Origin of the sequence: Streptomyces sp. NBC_01190, assembly GCF_045039895.1 — a bacterium.
Taxonomy (GTDB): Bacteria; Actinomycetota; Actinomycetes; order Streptomycetales; family Streptomycetaceae; genus Actinacidiphila.
This window is the reverse complement of sequence record NZ_CP108580.1, coordinates 7,939,615-7,954,927: the sequence shown is the minus strand read 5'-3', so window position 1 is coordinate 7,954,927 and position 15,313 is coordinate 7,939,615. Positions and strand designations below refer to the sequence as shown.

Sequence of the window (15,313 nt, the reverse complement as noted above, 5' to 3'; positions counted from 1 at the left end):
CGGCTCATCATGAGTCGCCGCGCAGTATCCAGGTGTCCTTGGCGCCGCCACCGCGTGAGGAGTTGACGATGAGGCTGCCGCCGGCCGCGACCCGGGTCATGGCCGCCGGCAGCACCGTGGGACTGAGCCCGACGGCGCCGAGTCCGTCGCCTTCCCGCTCGTTGCAGACGAACACCCGCAGGTCCACGACGCGTGGTTCGAGCCGTTCGCCGTCGAAGGTGGGGTGGCTGGTGAGCTGCACCACGTCCTGGGCCACCCAGTTCTGCGGCGAGACCAGCAGCTCGGCCCTGAGCCGGGCGAGTTCCTCGGGCGAGGCGTGCGGGCCGATGACGACGCCGGCGCCGCCCTGGCCGTCGACCGGTTTGACGACGAGTTCGGCCAGCCGGTCGAGCACCTCGTCGAGCACACCGGGATCGCCCGGCAGCATCGTGGGCACCTGGCCGAGCAGCGGCTCCTCACCGAGGTAGTAGCGGATCAGCCGGGGCACCAGCGCGTACAGCGCCTTGTCGTCGGCGATGCCGTTGCCCCAGGCGTTGGCGAAGGCGACGTTTCCGGCCCGGGCGGCGGCGGTGAGGCCGGGCCACAGCGGTCCGCCGTCGGCGCCGATCGCCTTGGCCAGGTCGTCCTCGTCGATCCGGCGGTAGACGACGTCGAACGGGCGGTCGTCGACGGGCGCGCCCTCGGGACCGGTGCGGCCGGCCCTGACCGCGTGCACCCGGCCGTCGCGGACCACCAGGTCGTCCGTGGTGTGCAGGGCGAAGCCCATCTCCTTGGCGAGGGTGCGGTGTTCGTACCAGGCGGAGTTGCCGGGGCCGTCGCTGAGCACCATCACCCGCGGGTCGGCGCCGGGCGCGGCGCCGCGCAGCGTACGGGCCAGGATCGCGGCGACGTCGTCGACGCCGGCCACCGTGGGCCACGGCCGGACCGGACCGAGCCGCCGGGCGGCGAGGGCGTAGGCGATGCCGGAGGGCACCCGGAGGTTGTCCTCAAGCACCAGCCAGCCCTTGGTGGCGTCCTTGACCAGGTCGATGCCGGCCACGCCGATCCGGATCAGGCCGGGCCGGGAGAGCAGGGCGCCTTCCCTGGCCGCCTGCGGCTGCGGCAGGAAGCGGGCCGGGACCACCTGGTCGCGCAGGGAGGTCTGTTCTCCGTAGGCGTCGTGCAGGAACGCCTCAAGCGCGCGGACCCGCTGGATCAGGCCGCGTTCGAGCATCGCCCACTCCTCGGCCGGTACCAGCCGGGGCACCACGTCGAAGGGGAAGAGCTGATGGGTGTCGTCACCGTCGGTGCGGAAGACCACCTCCTGCGCCCGCTGCTTCTTCTGCTGGGCGCGGATGGCCCGTTGCAGCCCCCCGACGCCGGACCGGTCGAGTTCGGTGAGCATCGGCCGGTAGAGCGGCCGTACCTCGCCGGCCAGGTCGACCATCTCGTCGTGGTCGGCGCGGTAGCCGCGCAACAGCCCGCTGTGGTGCGCGGCATGATCGCTGCCGCGCTCGCCGCGGGTCTGCGCGACCAGCATCTCGACCGCCGCGGGCAGCCCGTCGGACTCGGCCACCCGCCGAACCCGGTGCGCGGCGCTGCCCAGGCCGAGTGCCTCCTCGGTGAGTTCCACCACATCGGTCCAGTCCCCGATGCGTTCGAGCGCGGGCCGCAGCCGGGTCACCAGCGACCGTACGACGCGGGGCGCCGGACGGGGCACTCCGTCGGCGGGGTGGACCAGGTCGCCCTCGATGCCGGAGCGCGCCGCCCGCCAGGTCGCGGCGCGCAGCCACTCCAGGCGTTCGTCGCCGCGCTTGCCCTCGGCCACCGCCTCGCAGGCGTCGACCACGAGGGCGCGGAAGAGGCCGGCGATCATCACCGCGGTCTCGGCGCGCGGCACGGCGTCGCAGATGCGCAGTTCCAGGGTCTGGAGGTGGGCGGACGGGCGGACATCGTAGTAGACCATGCCGGCGTCGCTGATGACGCCCGACCTGACCAGTCCCGCGATCACCTCGTCGTAGTGCTCGGCGGAGCGGAAGTGCCCGGCGGGGCCCGTGGTGGGCCAGCGCTGCCAGAGCAGGGTGCGCCAGCTGGCGTACCCGGTGTCGGAGCCGAGCCAGAACGGTGAGCTGGTGGAGAGCGCGAGCAGCGCGGGCAGCCACGGCGCGACCAGGCTCATGGCCATGATGCCGGTGTCCCGGTCGGGTACGTCGACATGCACCTGGAGCCCGCAGATGAGCTGCTCCTCGGCGACGACCCGGTAGTTCTCGGTCATCCGCCGGTAGCGCGGGTCGGCGGTGGCGTCGATGGTGCCGAGCCGGGCCATCGGGGCGGTGCCGGCCGCGACGACGCCCAGGCCGAGCGGTTCCGCCGCGGCCGCCAGGGCGCGCCGCGACGCCTGGATGTCCTTGAACAACTCGTGGAGCGATTGGTGCGGCCTGCTGTTGGCCTCCACGATCGACTGCTGCAACTCGGTGGTGAAGCCCCGTTCGGGCAGCCGGTCGAGCAGCGCCCTGGCTTGGGGTACCAGGGTGCCCGACTTGAGCTCCACGACATGGAATTCCTCTTCGACTCCGACCGCGACGGCCACGCCGTCTCCTCTCGACGTCAGATCCTCACGCTGGGGTCACCGGCGTCGGACATCAGAGGTGTCTCCTGCCCCGCCGGCATGGCTGTGCACGTGGGGTCGTTGACCGCACCCGGTAACGAGCGGTGACCAACCGCCTTGGTCGCCGCCTCGTTGCGGTGGACTACCGGAGTGCCCGGTGCGAATGCGATCGAGCAGTCGCTGTCCGAGACAGTCTCGGGCCGGCGGCCGCTTGATTCAAGAGCGCCAGGAATGCTGGGCGGTGAAGCCCAGGAGTTCCTGGCCGCGGCGGATGGAGAAGGGCACGGCGAAGCCGTCGAGGGGCGCGTCGAGGCGGGTGGTGGGGTGGTAGCGGCGCAGGAGTTCTTCGGTCGGTTCCAGGGCGGTGGTGTCGGGGGCGGCGACGTTGATGACGGTATGGCCGGTAGCGCTGGTGTGACCGGTATCACCGATCCGACTGGCCAGGCCGGTTGGGCCCGTCGAGCCGGCGAGCGGCGCGGTCAGCGCGGCGCCGACGGCCCGGGCCGCGTCGCGGGTGTCGAGCCAGCCCCACAGCGAGCCGCGGTCGTACCCGGGGTCCTGGTGGACGCGGGCGATGTGCTGTCGCAGCCGCTCGCCGGTGCCGAGGAAGGGGAAGCGCAGGCTCACGACGGTGGTGCCCCAGCGGCGGACGGCCGCGTCCGCGACGATCTCGCCCAGGTACTTGGACAGGCCGTAGACGTCGTCGCCGGCGAAGGGGTGCTCCTCGGTGACGGGCACGCCGCGCGGGGACGCGCCGTGCCGGGAGAAGGCGAAGCCGAGAGCGGAGAGGCTGGAGATGTTGACCACCCGGCCGACGCCGTGCCGCCCCGCGGCGTCCAGCACGCGGTAGGTGGCCTGCACGTTGTTGCCGAACACCTCGTCGTGGGGCGCCGAGTTGGGCGACGGGATGGCGGCCGTGTGGACGACCGCGTCCATCGCCTCGACCGCGGTGTCGAGCAGCCCGGGGTCGAGCAGCTCACCGGTGAGCACCTCGTCGGCGGCGTCCGGATCGACCGGAGTGCGGTCGTGGGCCCGCACGCTCCACCCCTCGCTCCGCAGCCGGGCGACCACTTCGCGCCCCAGCGCGCCACCGGCGCCGGTGACCAGAACCTTCACGCTGAACTCCCTCCGCGCGCGGCCGGACCGCCCCCGGATGAAACCCGGCGCCCGGCATGGTGCCGGGAATTTAACATGCCCCTAGCATCGACCCGTTGTTGTTGACCGGCGGGCCGGCGATCGAGGGGTCCGCCCACTGATGCGCACCGGAGGGTGAGATGACCGGATCCGACCCGAATCGGCTGCTCGACGCGACCGGCGGTCTGCCGCAGGCGATACCGCCGTGGCCGTCCCGCGACGGACTGCGGGTCACCGCGGTCAGGGCGATCGTCACCGCGCCGGAGGGCACGCCGCTGGTGGTGGTCCGTGTCGACACCTCGGAGCCGGGTCTGTACGGGCTGGGCTGTGCCACCTTCACCCAGCGGTACGCCGCGGTGGTCGCCGCGGTCGACGAGCACGTCGGCCCACTGGTCGTCGGACGGCATCCGGCGGACATCGAGGACATCACCCGGTCGGTGCACTACTCGTCGTACTGGCGGAACGGCCCGGTGCTGAACAACGCGCTGTCCGGCGTCGACCAGGCGCTGTGGGACATCGCGGGCAAGCGCGCCGGGATGCCGGTGTACGAACTGCTCGGCGGTCGCAGCCGGGCCGCCGTCGAGGTGTACTCACACGCCGCGGGCGGCACCGTCCCGGAGACGCTGGAGGAGGCGGCGGCGCTGCTGGAGCAGGGCTACCGGCACATCCGGCTTCAGGTCGGCGGGCCCGGGCTCGGTACGTACGGCGCTCCCGGCACCCTCGGCGGCTACCCGCGCTCCCCGCACCCGGACGGCTGGGACGTGGCCCGCTATCTGCGGGACACGCCGGGGCTGTTCGCGGCGGCGCGCGAGCGGCTCGGCGACGAGGTGAGCCTGATGCACGACGTGCACAGCCGGCTGACGCCCAAGCAGGCGGTCGTACTGGCACGGGCCCTGGAGCCGTACCGGCTGTCCTTCCTCGAGGACGTGATCCCGCCGGAGTTCTACGACCGGCTGCCGGAGGTACGTGCGGCGTCGCCGGTGCCGATCGCGGTCGGCGAGCAGATCGGCTCGGTCACCGACGCGGTCCGGCTGATCCGGGACGGCGGGATCGACCTGCTGCGGCTGCACACCTCGGCGGTCGGCGGCCTCACCCCGACCCGCAAGCTGGTGGCGCTGGCCGAACTGGTCGGGGTGCGGACCGCCTTCCACTCCCCCGGCGACATATCGCCGGTCGGCGTGGCCGCCAACCTCGCGGTGGACATCTCGACGCCGGCCTTCGGCTACCAGGAGTCCCACCCGTACAACGACGCGACCCACGAGGTCTTTCCCGGCACGCCCGTGGTGCGCGAGGGGCATCTCGCGCCGTCGGAGGCGCCGGGGTGGGGCGTCGAACTCGACGAGAAGGAGGCGGCCAAGTACCCGCCGACGAAATTCCTGCACGAGCGGTGGTCGACGGGGGTGCGCCGGCCCGACGGCGGCCTCGACGCGCCCTGAGGCACGCGCGGGCAGGCGGCTGCGGGCGCGGGCCGGGGCGGTGAGCCGCCGGTCAGGCGGTCAGGCGGTCAGGCGGTCAGGCGGTCAGGCGGTCAGGCGGTCAGGCGGTCAGGCGGTCAGGCGGCGGATCTTCACCGTGCTGTCCGTGCGGACGTCGGGCTGTCCGTCCGGTCGGCGCTGCTCCGTGGTGTGCTCCGCGCAGCGCAGCACCTCCCAGGCCCCCTCGGCCAGTTCGAGGGCGGCCAGCGTCTCCTCCGGCGTGGGGAAGCGCACGTGCTCGTGGTCGGGCCCGGCCTCCCAGTGCGGGAAGCCGGCGTGGCTGACCACGAGCAGCGTGCCGCCGGGGGCGACCGCGGCCACCGCGGTGCGCAGGATCTCCTCGCGCGGCATGTCACCGCGTGAGTGGAGGTAGCACGCGGAGATCAGGTCGAAGGTGCCGGCCGGGAAGGTCTCGCCGAGGGTGTGCCGCTGGAAGGTGACGCGGTCGGCCACCCCTTGGGTCCGCGCGTGTTCGGCGGCGCGCCCCAGCGCGACCTCGGTGATGTCCACCGCGGTGACCTGCCAGCCGTGCTCGGCCAGCCAGATCGCGTCGGCGCCCTCACCGCAGCCGAGGTCGAGCGCGCGGCCGGGCGCGAGGCCGGTGATCTCCCGGACCAGCGCCGCGTTGGGCCGCCCGCTCCAGATGCGGTCGCTCTCGCGGTAGCGCTCGTCCCAGAACCGCTGGTCGGTGGCGCTTTCGGCCATGGTCGGCCTCCTTCGGGGTATGCCGGATGTCAACAGCGGTGGACCAGGATCGACACGGGTCGACACGGGTCGTCACGGGTCGACAGGTGTTTACCTCGGTCTCACCGCTCTCATCGGTCAGCCTCGGACGGCCGGGCACGATTTGACAAGCTCCGTTGCCGTATCGGCAAATGGTGGGGATGACGGACGACGAGGAGTTCTCGGCGGTGCTGGCCGCCGTGGGGCCGCGGCTGCGGGCCCTGCGGCAGAGCCGCGGCATCACCCTGGCGGAGCTGAGCGAGACGACCGGGGTCTCGCTCAGCACCCTGTCCCGGCTGGAGTCCGGACTGCGCAAGCCGACGCTCGAGCTGATGCTGCCGCTGGCCAAGGCGTACCGGGTACAGCTCGACGAGCTGGTCGGCGCGCCGCCGACCGGCGACCCGCGGATCCATCCGCGCCCCTTCACCCGGGACGGCCAGACCTTCGTCCCACTCACCCGCCACCTCGGCGGGATGCACGCCTACAAGCAGATCATGCCGCCGTCGAAGAACCCGGACGCCCGCCCGCGGCAGTCCACCCACGAGGGGTACGAATGGCTGTACGTGCTGGCCGGGCGGCTACGGCTGGCCCTCGGTGAGCACGATCTGATCCTCACCCCCGGCGAGGTGGTGGAGTTCGACACCCGCACACCGCACGGATTCGGCAATCCGGGGCCGCTGGCGGTGGAGTTTCTCAGCCTCTTCGGGACCCAGGGGGAACGGATGCACGTCAGGGCGCGCCCTGCCGAGGGCTGAGCCGGCGGGTCGGCAGAAGGGTGGGGGCGGACCGGTACGACGGCGTGTCGTCGGGTAGGCGCCTGACAAGGGACGCGCCGCGTCGGCACGGCCGGGCGGTCGCGGCCCCACGCATCGTGTCACCAGTGGAAGGAGCGGCCCATGCAGGCGGTACTCGACGGAACGGTGCTGGCGGAAGCGGACGATGCCGATGTGGTCACCATCGAGGGCAACTGGTACTTCCCGCCGGACGCGGTGACCTCGCAGGCCCTGAACGAGAGCGACACGCCGTACACCTGCCCGTGGAAGGGCAAGGCCCAGTACTTCGACGTGCAGACCTCGGAGGCGCTCCACCCGGACGCCGCCTGGTCTTACCCGGAGCCCCAGGCGTCCGCGATCGGACGGGTCGGGCGCGACTTCACCGGTTTCGTGGCTTTTGACAAGCAGGTGACCGTCGGCTGACCCCGACGCCCGGGGACGCCGGGAGCACGGCGGCCCCGGGCCGAGGAGCGTGCGGGTGCGGGAGGTGGCCGCCGGCCGTACGGCGGCCGGCGGGAGGCCCGGGATTCTCCCCTTTGCACGGACTCATCCGCGCCCCCTCCTCGACGCGCCGAGACCCCCGGTAACCCCCTCGGCGCATGCGTTTTACCTGATCACACGGTGACGTGGTGACCGATTTTCGGGGATTCGCTCATATTGGAGCCACTCGGCCACTGGTTGCAGGACAAACAACCTGCTAATCAGACTCCCCAACGACCACATCGTGGGCTTAACTTATGGCTCATGACCACCCCCCGCGGTTCGTACGGTGGCGGCTACGGCGGCTACTACCCCTCGTCTTCGTCCTTCCCGGACACCCCGATCTACGACAGCCTCGTCGCCGAGCGCGGCACCCCGCAGATCGCTCCCATCCGCGTACCGTCCGCTTACACTCCGTACGAGTCGGGCAGTTACAACAACTCCTACGGCGGCGGCAGCAATCTGCCGGCGCTGCCCGCCGCGCTGCCCGCGCTGCCGCCCGGTCCGTCCGCGCCCTCGCAGTATCCGCAGGCACAGCCGCCGATGCCGAACTCGATGCAGCACTCCATGCCGAGTCCCGCGCAGAGCCCGATGCAGAGCCCGACGCAGAACGGATACCAGCAGGGCGGCTACCCGCAGCAGCAGCAGCCGACCGCGTACATCCCGCAGCAGGCGCCGGCCCCGCGGACCGGTTACAACGGCTATGGCAACGGCGGGGGTTACCAGGGGGCGCCGCAGCAGGCCCCGCAGCCCGCGCCGACCGGGTACGAGGCCGCCCGCCCGGTGCCGCCGCGTCCGACCCAGTCGCGGCAGATGCCCGGCGGACATCCGGAGGAGCAGTACCCCCGCCGCAACCTCGGTCTGGGCGTTCCCCCGCAGCAGCAGGGCGGGGGCTATTACCAGGGCTGATCCTTCCCCGGGCGCCATCGGCGAGGACGACGGCGGCACCGTCCCCCGTACCGCCGCCCCTGGTCATCACACACCCGGTACGACCGTCCGCGGTCCGCGTGCCGCATGCGTACCCGGTTGTCAGGTCACGTTGCCGCGCGGTGGCGGTGAGGGCGAGGTGGTCGTCGAACCGTGGGGGCTCGCGGGCGACCGCCGCTGAACGCCGCTGGACCGCGCACGAGAAAGCCCTGGAACGGCGGGAGGATGCCCGTATCGCAACGCTGAGCGCCGAACCCGTGGGGGGTGACGGCGTTCGGCCGCGAGCACCGGGCCGGTGACACCGTGAGCCGCGCCGACGGCTTTCCGCCGCTGCTCACTTCCGGCCCCCGGCCCGCCGCGCTCAACGAGCCGATGGCAGAGGGCGATCGGACCGCGAGGGCCCGCCGCCGATAAACCGGTTCAGGCCGAACATCGTCGTGGCCGGGCACCCGTCCCCTGGGCCGACGACGGCCCGCGCCGGGCGCCGATCGGCGCCCCCGAATTCCCGCTGGCCCAACCCCGCGTGCGCGGTGGGGTGACCAGGACCGGCCAGTTGACAGGGGTGCTCCGCGAGGAACCGCCGCACACACCGGCCCGGCGTCGCGGGTTCGGCGCCCGGCTGGTTTTCGGCCAGAATCTGATTCCCGGGCATTCCGGAACCCTGCGGGCCGGTGACCCGTTCTTGGTGGTGGAGTAGCGCGCCTGTCGCGCGCCGTGCATGAGTCGCTCCGTTCGCGGTAATCGAACGGTTGTGAAGGGGGTGGCTGCGAGTGAGCCGGTCAGGGAGCCCGTCAGCGCGTCGCCGCGGGAGACTGCGGAAGTTCGGGTGGCGGTGGCGGCGCAACAGCCTGCGCCGGCGCACCGATGTCGTCGAGACGTGGCTGGGCGTACTCACCACGCTGCTGTTCTGTCTGGCTCCCGCGTTCGGCTGGTGGGCGGGGCAGTCGGTGGACCGCACCCTCCAGCGGGTGGTGCGCACCCAGCGCTCCGAACGCTATCTGGTGACCGCGACCTTGGCGCCGGCCGCCAAGGCGTCGGGCGGCGCGGCGGCCGCGTCGGCCGCGTCGGCCGCAGCTTCGTCGGGGAGGACCCGGGAAAAGGCGTCGGACCCCGAGAGCCGGCCGGCCGGTGCCGGGCGCGGCGATGTGCTGCGCTGGACCGCGCCGGACCACTCCACGCACACCAGCACGGTCTCGGTGGATCTGGAGGTCTGGCACCGGGGCCGGATCCAGCTCTGGACCGACCGCGCGGGCCGGCTGGTGCCCCCGCCGCTGGACGCGGCGACCGCCGCGACGCATTCGGTGCTGGCCGGTACGGCCGCCGCCGCCTCGGCCGCCGGTCTGGTGCTGATCGTCCGCCAGGTGCTGATGTGGCGTCTGATGCGCCGCAGACTCGACGGCTGGGCGCAGGAGTGGGCCCGCGTCGGCCAGGACTGGGGCCGGGCCGGCGCCGGCGGATGACTTCCGGCCGATCACCGGAGGTCCGGGCGTCAACACGGAGCCTCGGCGCGCGCTACGGTTGCATCCCCGGTCGGCCGACGCAAGAGGTGGGGGCAGAGCAGCCCGATGGCACATGGCGTGGTGCAGGTCACCAATCAGAACAGCTCGCGGTGGCGCCGCCGCACTGGTGAGTACGAGACTCTCGCCGCCGCGCTCGCGGCGGCCGGCGAGGGTGATGTGCTGTCGGTGAGTTCCGGCACCTACCGGGAGAACCTGGTGCTGGAGCACGCGGTGACCCTGCGCTGCGCGGACGGTCCCGGCACCGTGCGGATCGCGCCCGCCTCCGGGGTGGCGCTCACCGTGCGGGCCGCCGCCACCGTGCAGGACCTGCTGGTGGAGGGTCAGGACACCGCGTCGGCCGCGCTGCTGGTGGAAGGCGGCACCCCCGAGCTGTCGGGCCTGCGGATCAGCACCCGCTCGGCCGTCGGCCTTGAGGTGCGGGACGGGGCGCGCCCCACCGTGCGGCGCTGCTCGGTGGACAACCCCGCCGGGCTCGGCATCAGTGTGCTGGGCGGCGCGGGCGGCCTGTTCGAGGAGTGCGAGGTGGTCGCCGCCGGCCAGACCGGTATCTCGGTACGCGGCGGGGCGGGGCCCCGGCTGGAGCGCTGCCGGGTGCACCACACCTCGGGCGCCGGCCTCTCGGTGACCGGTGAGAACAGCTCCCTGGAGGCCGTCGGCTGCGAGGTGTTCGAGATCCGCGGCACCGGGGTGCAGATGTCGGCACGGGCCACCGGGCACTTCACCGACTGCCAGGTGCACCGCACCACCGGGGACGGCATCACTCTGGACACCGACGCGGTGCTGTCGCTCGCCGACTGCGACATCCACGACATCCCGGAGAACGCGATCGATCTGCGGGCCCGTTCGGTGCTCACCCTCACCCGCTGCGCGGTCCACCGCTTCGGCCGCAACGGCCTCTCGGTGTGGGACCCGGGCACCCGCGCGGACGCCAACAGTTGCGAGATCCACGACAGCACCGGGGACTACCCGGCGGTGTGGGTGAGCGACGGCGCGGTCGCGATACTGGACTCCTGCCGGGTCCACGACGTGCCCGACGCGCTCTTCGTACTGGACCGCGGCTCACGGGCCGACGTGGTCGACAGCGACTTCTCGCAGATCCGCAACACCGCGGTGTCGGTGAGCGACGGGGCCGCCATCCAGCTCGACGACTGCCGGATCAGCAAGGCCGCGACCGGTGCCTGGTTCCGCGACCACGGCAGCGGCGGCACCCTCGCCCAGGTCACCATCGACGAGACGGCGACCGGGGTGATCGTCACCAAGGGCGCCGATCCGTCGCTGGAACGCTGCACGGTCACCAACCCGGTGGAGTCCGGGGTGTACGTCTCCGCCGAGGGTCGCGGCACCTTCACCGGCTGCCGGATCACCGGCAGCCGCGGCTACGGCTTCCACATCATCGACGGCTGCCGCTCCACCCTGACCCGCTGCCGCACCGAGCGCTGCGCGCGCGGTGGTTACGAGTTCGCCGAACCCGGTCCGGTCACCGAGGACTGCACCAGCGACCAGGCGGCGCCCGCGGAGGCCCCGCTCCCGGTGCCGTCGGCTCCGCCGGCCGACGGCGGGGTGCTCGGGCACGCCACCTCCGCGCAGTCGTACGGCCTGCTGGGCGGCGTACCGCAGCAGCGGAAGGCCGACGAGCCGCAGGCGGCGCCGCCGGCCCGGGAGAGCGACGTGGTGCTGGGCGATCTGGACGCGCTGGTCGGTCTGGACAGCGTCAAGCGCGAGGTGCGCACCCTGATAGACCTGATCTCGGTGGGCCGCAGACGCGAGCAGGCCGGCCTCAAGGCACCGTCGGCGCGCCGGCATCTCGTCTTCACCGGTTCGCCCGGCACCGGCAAGACCACGGTGGCCCGGCTCTACGGGGAGATCCTGGCGTCACTGGGCGTGCTGGAACGCGGCCACCTGGTGGAGGTGTCGCGGGTGGACCTCGTCGGCGAGCACATCGGCTCCACCGCCATCCGTACCCAGGAGGCGTTCGAACGGGCGCGCGGCGGGGTGCTGTTCATCGACGAGGCGTACGCGCTCGCACCGGAGGACGGCGGCCGGGACTTCGGCCGGGAGGCCATCGACACCCTGGTGAAGCTGATGGAGGACCACCGGGACGCGGTGGTGGTGATCGTGGCCGGATACACCGAGGAGATGGCGCGTTTCCTGGCCTCCAATCCCGGTGTCGCCTCGCGCTTCTCCCGGACGATCACCTTCGGTGACTACACCTCGAAGGAACTGCTGCGGATCGTGGGCTCCCAGGCGGCCGAGCACGAGTACCGGCTCGGTGACGACACCGGCGAGGCGCTGCTGAAGTACTTCACGGCGTTGCCGAAGGGTCCGGCGTTCGGCAACGGGCGTGCGGCGCGGCAGACGTTCGAGGCGATGGTGGAGCGGCACGCGGTGCGGATGGCGCATGTCGACGAGCCGACCCACGAGGAGTTGCAGCTTCTCTACCCGGAGGATCTGCCGGAGTTGCCGTGACCGGCCCGCCAGGTCCGCGGCGGCCGCACCCGGTGCACCGGGGAGGGCGCGCGTGGAAGGATGAGCGCAGCGGGGGCGCTACGGCAGGGTGCGACGACAACGGATAACGAGACGTACGAGACGGGGTCACGGGTGAGCGACAACCAGAACCTCCTCGCCGAGCAGCGGCGGGCCCTGATCCTGGACGAGGTACGACGACGCGGCGGGGTCCGGGTCAATGAGCTCACCCGGCGGCTCAATGTCTCGGACATGACCGTGCGCCGCGATCTGGACGCGCTGGCCCGGCAGGGCGTGGTGGAGAAGGTGCACGGCGGCGCCGTGCCGGTGGTCGAGGCCAGTAGTCACGAGCCGGGCTTCGAGGCCAAGTCGGGGCTCGAACTGGGTGCGAAGGAAGCCATCGCCCGCGCCGCGGCGCTTCTGGTCCCGCCGGGCAGCGCCATCGCGCTGGCCGGCGGCACCACCGCCTTCGCCCTCGCCCACCATCTGCTCGAGGTGCCCGATCTGACGGTGGTCACCAACTCGGTACGGGTCGCGGACGTCTTCCAGTCAGGGCAGCGGCGGCCCGCCGGCCAGGGCGACGCCTCGGCGACCGTGGTGATCACCGGCGGAGTGCGTACGCCGTCGGAGACGCTGGTGGGCCCGGTGGCGGACCGGGCGATCCGCTCGCTCCACTTCGATCTGCTCTTCCTCGGTGTGCACGGCATCTCGGTGGAGGCGGGTCTGTCCACGCCGAACCTGGCGGAGGCGGAGACCAATCGGCAGTTCGTGCGCTCGGCCCGGCGGGTGGTGGTGATCGCCGACCACACCAAGTGGGGGACGGTGGGCCTGAGTTCGTTCGCCGCCCTGGAGGACGTGGACACGCTGGTGACGGACGCGGGCATCCCGGAGGTGCTGCGTGCGGAGATCGCCGAGCATCTGGCGGATCTGATCGTCGCGGGCGAGCCGGGCGAGCCCGGCGCGGAGGGCACAGAGCGCTGAGCCGGCCCGGGGGTCCCGGGTGGATCGGCCGGTCCGCTCCCGGTCCGCTCCCGGTCCGCTCCCGGTCCGCGCCCGCCGACGACAGGTGGGCCGCTTACTCGCGGGCCGCGGCGGTCGGGGTGGCCGCGGCCGAAGCGGTGCGGCTCCGGCCCGCGTCAGGTAGCGCGCCCGCCGGAGCCAGCCGTACCAGCCGCGCCGGGACCTGCGCCGCGGAGCCGTCGTGCCAGCCGTTGCCGCGCACGAAGGACCAGCTCCGACCGGGCGCGAGCACGATCAGCACCAGGATCACCACCAGCACGATGCCGAGCAGAGCGCGGACCCGGCCGCGCCGCCGGAGCCTTCTCTCGGCGGCGTCGGTGGCGCCGGATCGCCAGGCAGAGGAAGTGGACGACCGGCCGCGCCGCACGAGACCGGCACGGGTGATCGGCAGGCCCCGCCACCGCCGGCGCCGCTTGCTCGCGGCGGCCGCCCGTTCCTCCTCCTCGCGCAGCCGGCGCGCGACGAGCCTGGCCCGCGCGGAGGGCTCTTTGGGCGCGCTGGCCCGGATGTCACGCTCGTTGTCCTGGAGGAACTGATCCCACACATCGTCCGGGATGGCCGGTTCCCCTTCGGGGGCGGGTGATGAATCGGTGGTCACGGTGCTCGTCCCGTCTCGTCAAGGCGTGGTTGAGGACGGCGAGCCGGTCGCCTGGCGCCCCCCACGGGCGAATCAACAGTTCCGAAGCCACTATTACCGCCCGAACACACGAACCCACAAATCGCGACCGCGGCGGGCCGTACCGGCGGCACTCCGGCGGCACTCGGGGGGGTCGGGGACTGTTCGGGCGGCGGGACCGGCCGAGCCGGCCACCGTCAGCGGTATTCGGCGAGCCTCGGCCGTACGGCGAGCAGGACCAGCGCCCCGGCGAGGCCCAGCGCTCCGGCGGGGAGCGCGGGCCAGCCGTCCAGCGCGCCCCCGGCGTCGGTGGCGTGCGTGGTGAAGTCCGCCAACTGCCGCCCGGCCAAACGGTCGAGGGTGGTGGCGAAGTCCCAGAAGTCGAAGGCGACATCGCCCCGGCCGATCTCGGTGAGCACCCTCGCCGCCCCGTCGGTGTCGCCGGACTTCTTCAGCGCCCGCAGCCGGGTGTCGTCGGCGCGGAAGTGCCCGTAGCGGACCAGCACGTCCTGGTAAGCGGGTCGTTCCGCCGCGGTGGCGAAGCCGTCCGGCGACAGAAGGGTGTCGAGTCGCTTGGTCAGCGCGGTGAACTCGACGGCGTCGGCGGCGCCGAAGGCGGAGCCGTGCACGAACCAGCGGCTCTCGGTGGCGGCCGCCTGGGCGGCTACCGCCCTGGCCTCGGCCAGCCGGGTCCAGGGTCGCAGTCCCTGGCTCACGGCGGTGTCCACGGCGCCGGCGCAGGCCGTCATGGCCAGGGTGCCCGCCAGCGTCGTCACCAGCACGGCGACGGTGGCGACAGCGAGCGGCGGGCTGATCAGACGCCGGTAGTCGCGGCCGAGTCGGCGCTGCCACCCCAGCAGGAAGAGCAGGGTCGCCAGGCCGAGCAGGGCGACCGCGAGCGTCCACCGTACGGCCGCGTCGTGGACCCGGGCGTGTCCGGCGGCGGCCTGCCGCTGGTAGGCCGCGGCGAGCGCGGTGGCGGCCGGCAGCAGGTCGTCCCGCATCACCTGGCCCGCCTGGACGTTCATGGAGACGGCGACGCTCGGCGGCCGGCCCGCCTTCCGGTCCGGCCGCAACTCGTCCACGTAGGCGGCGCGACCGCTGAGGTCGTCGTACCGGCCGAGGGCGTCGAGCAGCGCGCGGGCCTGCGCGCCCTGGTCCCGGTCGGCGCCCAGCTGGCGCAGCAGGTCGCTGATCTCGGCGCGGCGCTGCTGCGCGGTGATGAGGGCGACGAGTTTGTTGCCGACGTCCACCCCGGGATCGGCCTCGGACTCCCCCGGCGCGAGGGTGTCGGCGCGCTGGGCGTCCAGGTCGGCGAGGGTGAACCGCAACTGCTCTGCCGCCGCCGCCCGTTCGGTGACGGCGGTGCGCAGGGCGTCGGTGTCGCGGCGGACCTCGACGGAGCCGATGACCGCCAGTGTGCCGAGCGCGCCGAGCAGCAGCAGGGCGACTCCCGTGCGTATCCCCAGCCCGCGCGGGCCGGCGCGCCGGGTGAGGCGGCGGGCCGGCCGGTACCTTTCGGCGGGAGGTGACACCGCCCCCGAGCTTTCCCCCACCCGCTCCTGACGGTGCGTCACCTGTGGCGTGGTCATGGG

The 15,313-nt window shown here is 73.1% G+C and carries 12 protein-coding genes; 7 read left to right on the top strand and 5 right to left on the bottom strand.

What is annotated here, in order from left to right; translation table 11 throughout:
* Positions 1-7: 7 nt before the first annotated feature.
* On the bottom strand, positions 8-2,569 hold the full coding sequence (locus OG519_RS33335; protein ID WP_405592108.1) for a glutamate--cysteine ligase: 2,562 nt from the start codon (positions 2,567-2,569) through the stop codon (positions 8-10).
* A gap of 234 nt (positions 2,570-2,803) precedes the next feature.
* Entirely contained in the window at positions 2,804-3,703 is a 900-nt protein-coding gene (locus OG519_RS33330; protein WP_405592105.1) for an NAD-dependent epimerase/dehydratase family protein, read from the bottom strand.
* 158 nt (positions 3,704-3,861) lie between these two features.
* On the opposite strand from OG519_RS33330, the gene OG519_RS33325 reads away from it, so the two are divergent.
* Positions 3,862-5,157, top strand: a complete 1,296-nt coding sequence (locus tag OG519_RS33325) for an enolase C-terminal domain-like protein (protein ID WP_405592102.1) — start codon at positions 3,862-3,864, stop codon at positions 5,155-5,157.
* Between the two features lie 108 nt (positions 5,158-5,265).
* Here the strand turns inward: OG519_RS33325 and OG519_RS33320 are convergent, their stop codons facing one another.
* Positions 5,266-5,901 carry a class I SAM-dependent methyltransferase gene (locus tag OG519_RS33320; RefSeq protein WP_405592099.1) on the bottom strand — a complete coding sequence of 212 codons (636 nt, stop codon included), beginning with the start codon at positions 5,899-5,901 and terminating at the stop codon, positions 5,266-5,268.
* A gap of 179 nt (positions 5,902-6,080) precedes the next feature.
* Here OG519_RS33320 and OG519_RS33315 point away from each other — a divergent pair, with 179 nt between their 5' ends.
* From OG519_RS33315 to OG519_RS33290, 6 genes are all read left to right on the top strand, one after another.
* Positions 6,081-6,674, top strand: coding sequence for an XRE family transcriptional regulator (locus OG519_RS33315; RefSeq protein ID WP_405592096.1), 594 nt, complete (start codon positions 6,081-6,083; stop codon positions 6,672-6,674).
* Between the two features lie 141 nt (positions 6,675-6,815).
* Complete coding sequence (locus tag OG519_RS33310) at positions 6,816-7,115, top strand: DUF427 domain-containing protein (RefSeq protein WP_405592093.1); 300 nt, start codon at positions 6,816-6,818, stop codon at positions 7,113-7,115.
* Positions 7,116-7,436: 321 nt separating this feature from the next.
* On the top strand, positions 7,437-8,081 hold the full coding sequence (locus tag OG519_RS33305) for a DUF6643 family protein (protein ID WP_405592090.1): 645 nt from the start codon (positions 7,437-7,439) through the stop codon (positions 8,079-8,081).
* Positions 8,082-8,869: 788 nt separating this feature from the next.
* Positions 8,870-9,559, top strand: a complete 690-nt coding sequence (locus OG519_RS33300) for a hypothetical protein (protein ID WP_405592087.1) — start codon at positions 8,870-8,872, stop codon at positions 9,557-9,559.
* Positions 9,560-9,664: 105 nt separating this feature from the next.
* On the top strand, positions 9,665-12,085 hold the full coding sequence (locus OG519_RS33295; RefSeq protein ID WP_405592085.1) for a right-handed parallel beta-helix repeat-containing protein: 2,421 nt from the start codon (positions 9,665-9,667) through the stop codon (positions 12,083-12,085).
* A 132-nt stretch (positions 12,086-12,217) separates the two neighbouring features.
* Positions 12,218-13,063, top strand: coding sequence for a DeoR/GlpR family DNA-binding transcription regulator (locus OG519_RS33290; RefSeq protein WP_405592082.1), 846 nt, complete (start codon positions 12,218-12,220; stop codon positions 13,061-13,063).
* A 94-nt stretch (positions 13,064-13,157) separates the two neighbouring features.
* On the opposite strand, the gene OG519_RS33285 is transcribed toward OG519_RS33290, so the two are convergent.
* Positions 13,158-13,700 carry a hypothetical protein gene (locus OG519_RS33285; RefSeq protein ID WP_405592079.1) on the bottom strand — a complete coding sequence of 181 codons (543 nt, stop codon included), beginning with the start codon at positions 13,698-13,700 and terminating at the stop codon, positions 13,158-13,160.
* 215 nt (positions 13,701-13,915) lie between these two features.
* Positions 13,916-15,310 (bottom strand): hypothetical protein, encoded by a 1,395-nt coding sequence (locus tag OG519_RS33280; RefSeq protein ID WP_405592076.1) that lies wholly within the window; start codon positions 15,308-15,310, stop codon positions 13,916-13,918.
* Between the last annotated feature and the right edge of the window lie 3 nt (positions 15,311-15,313).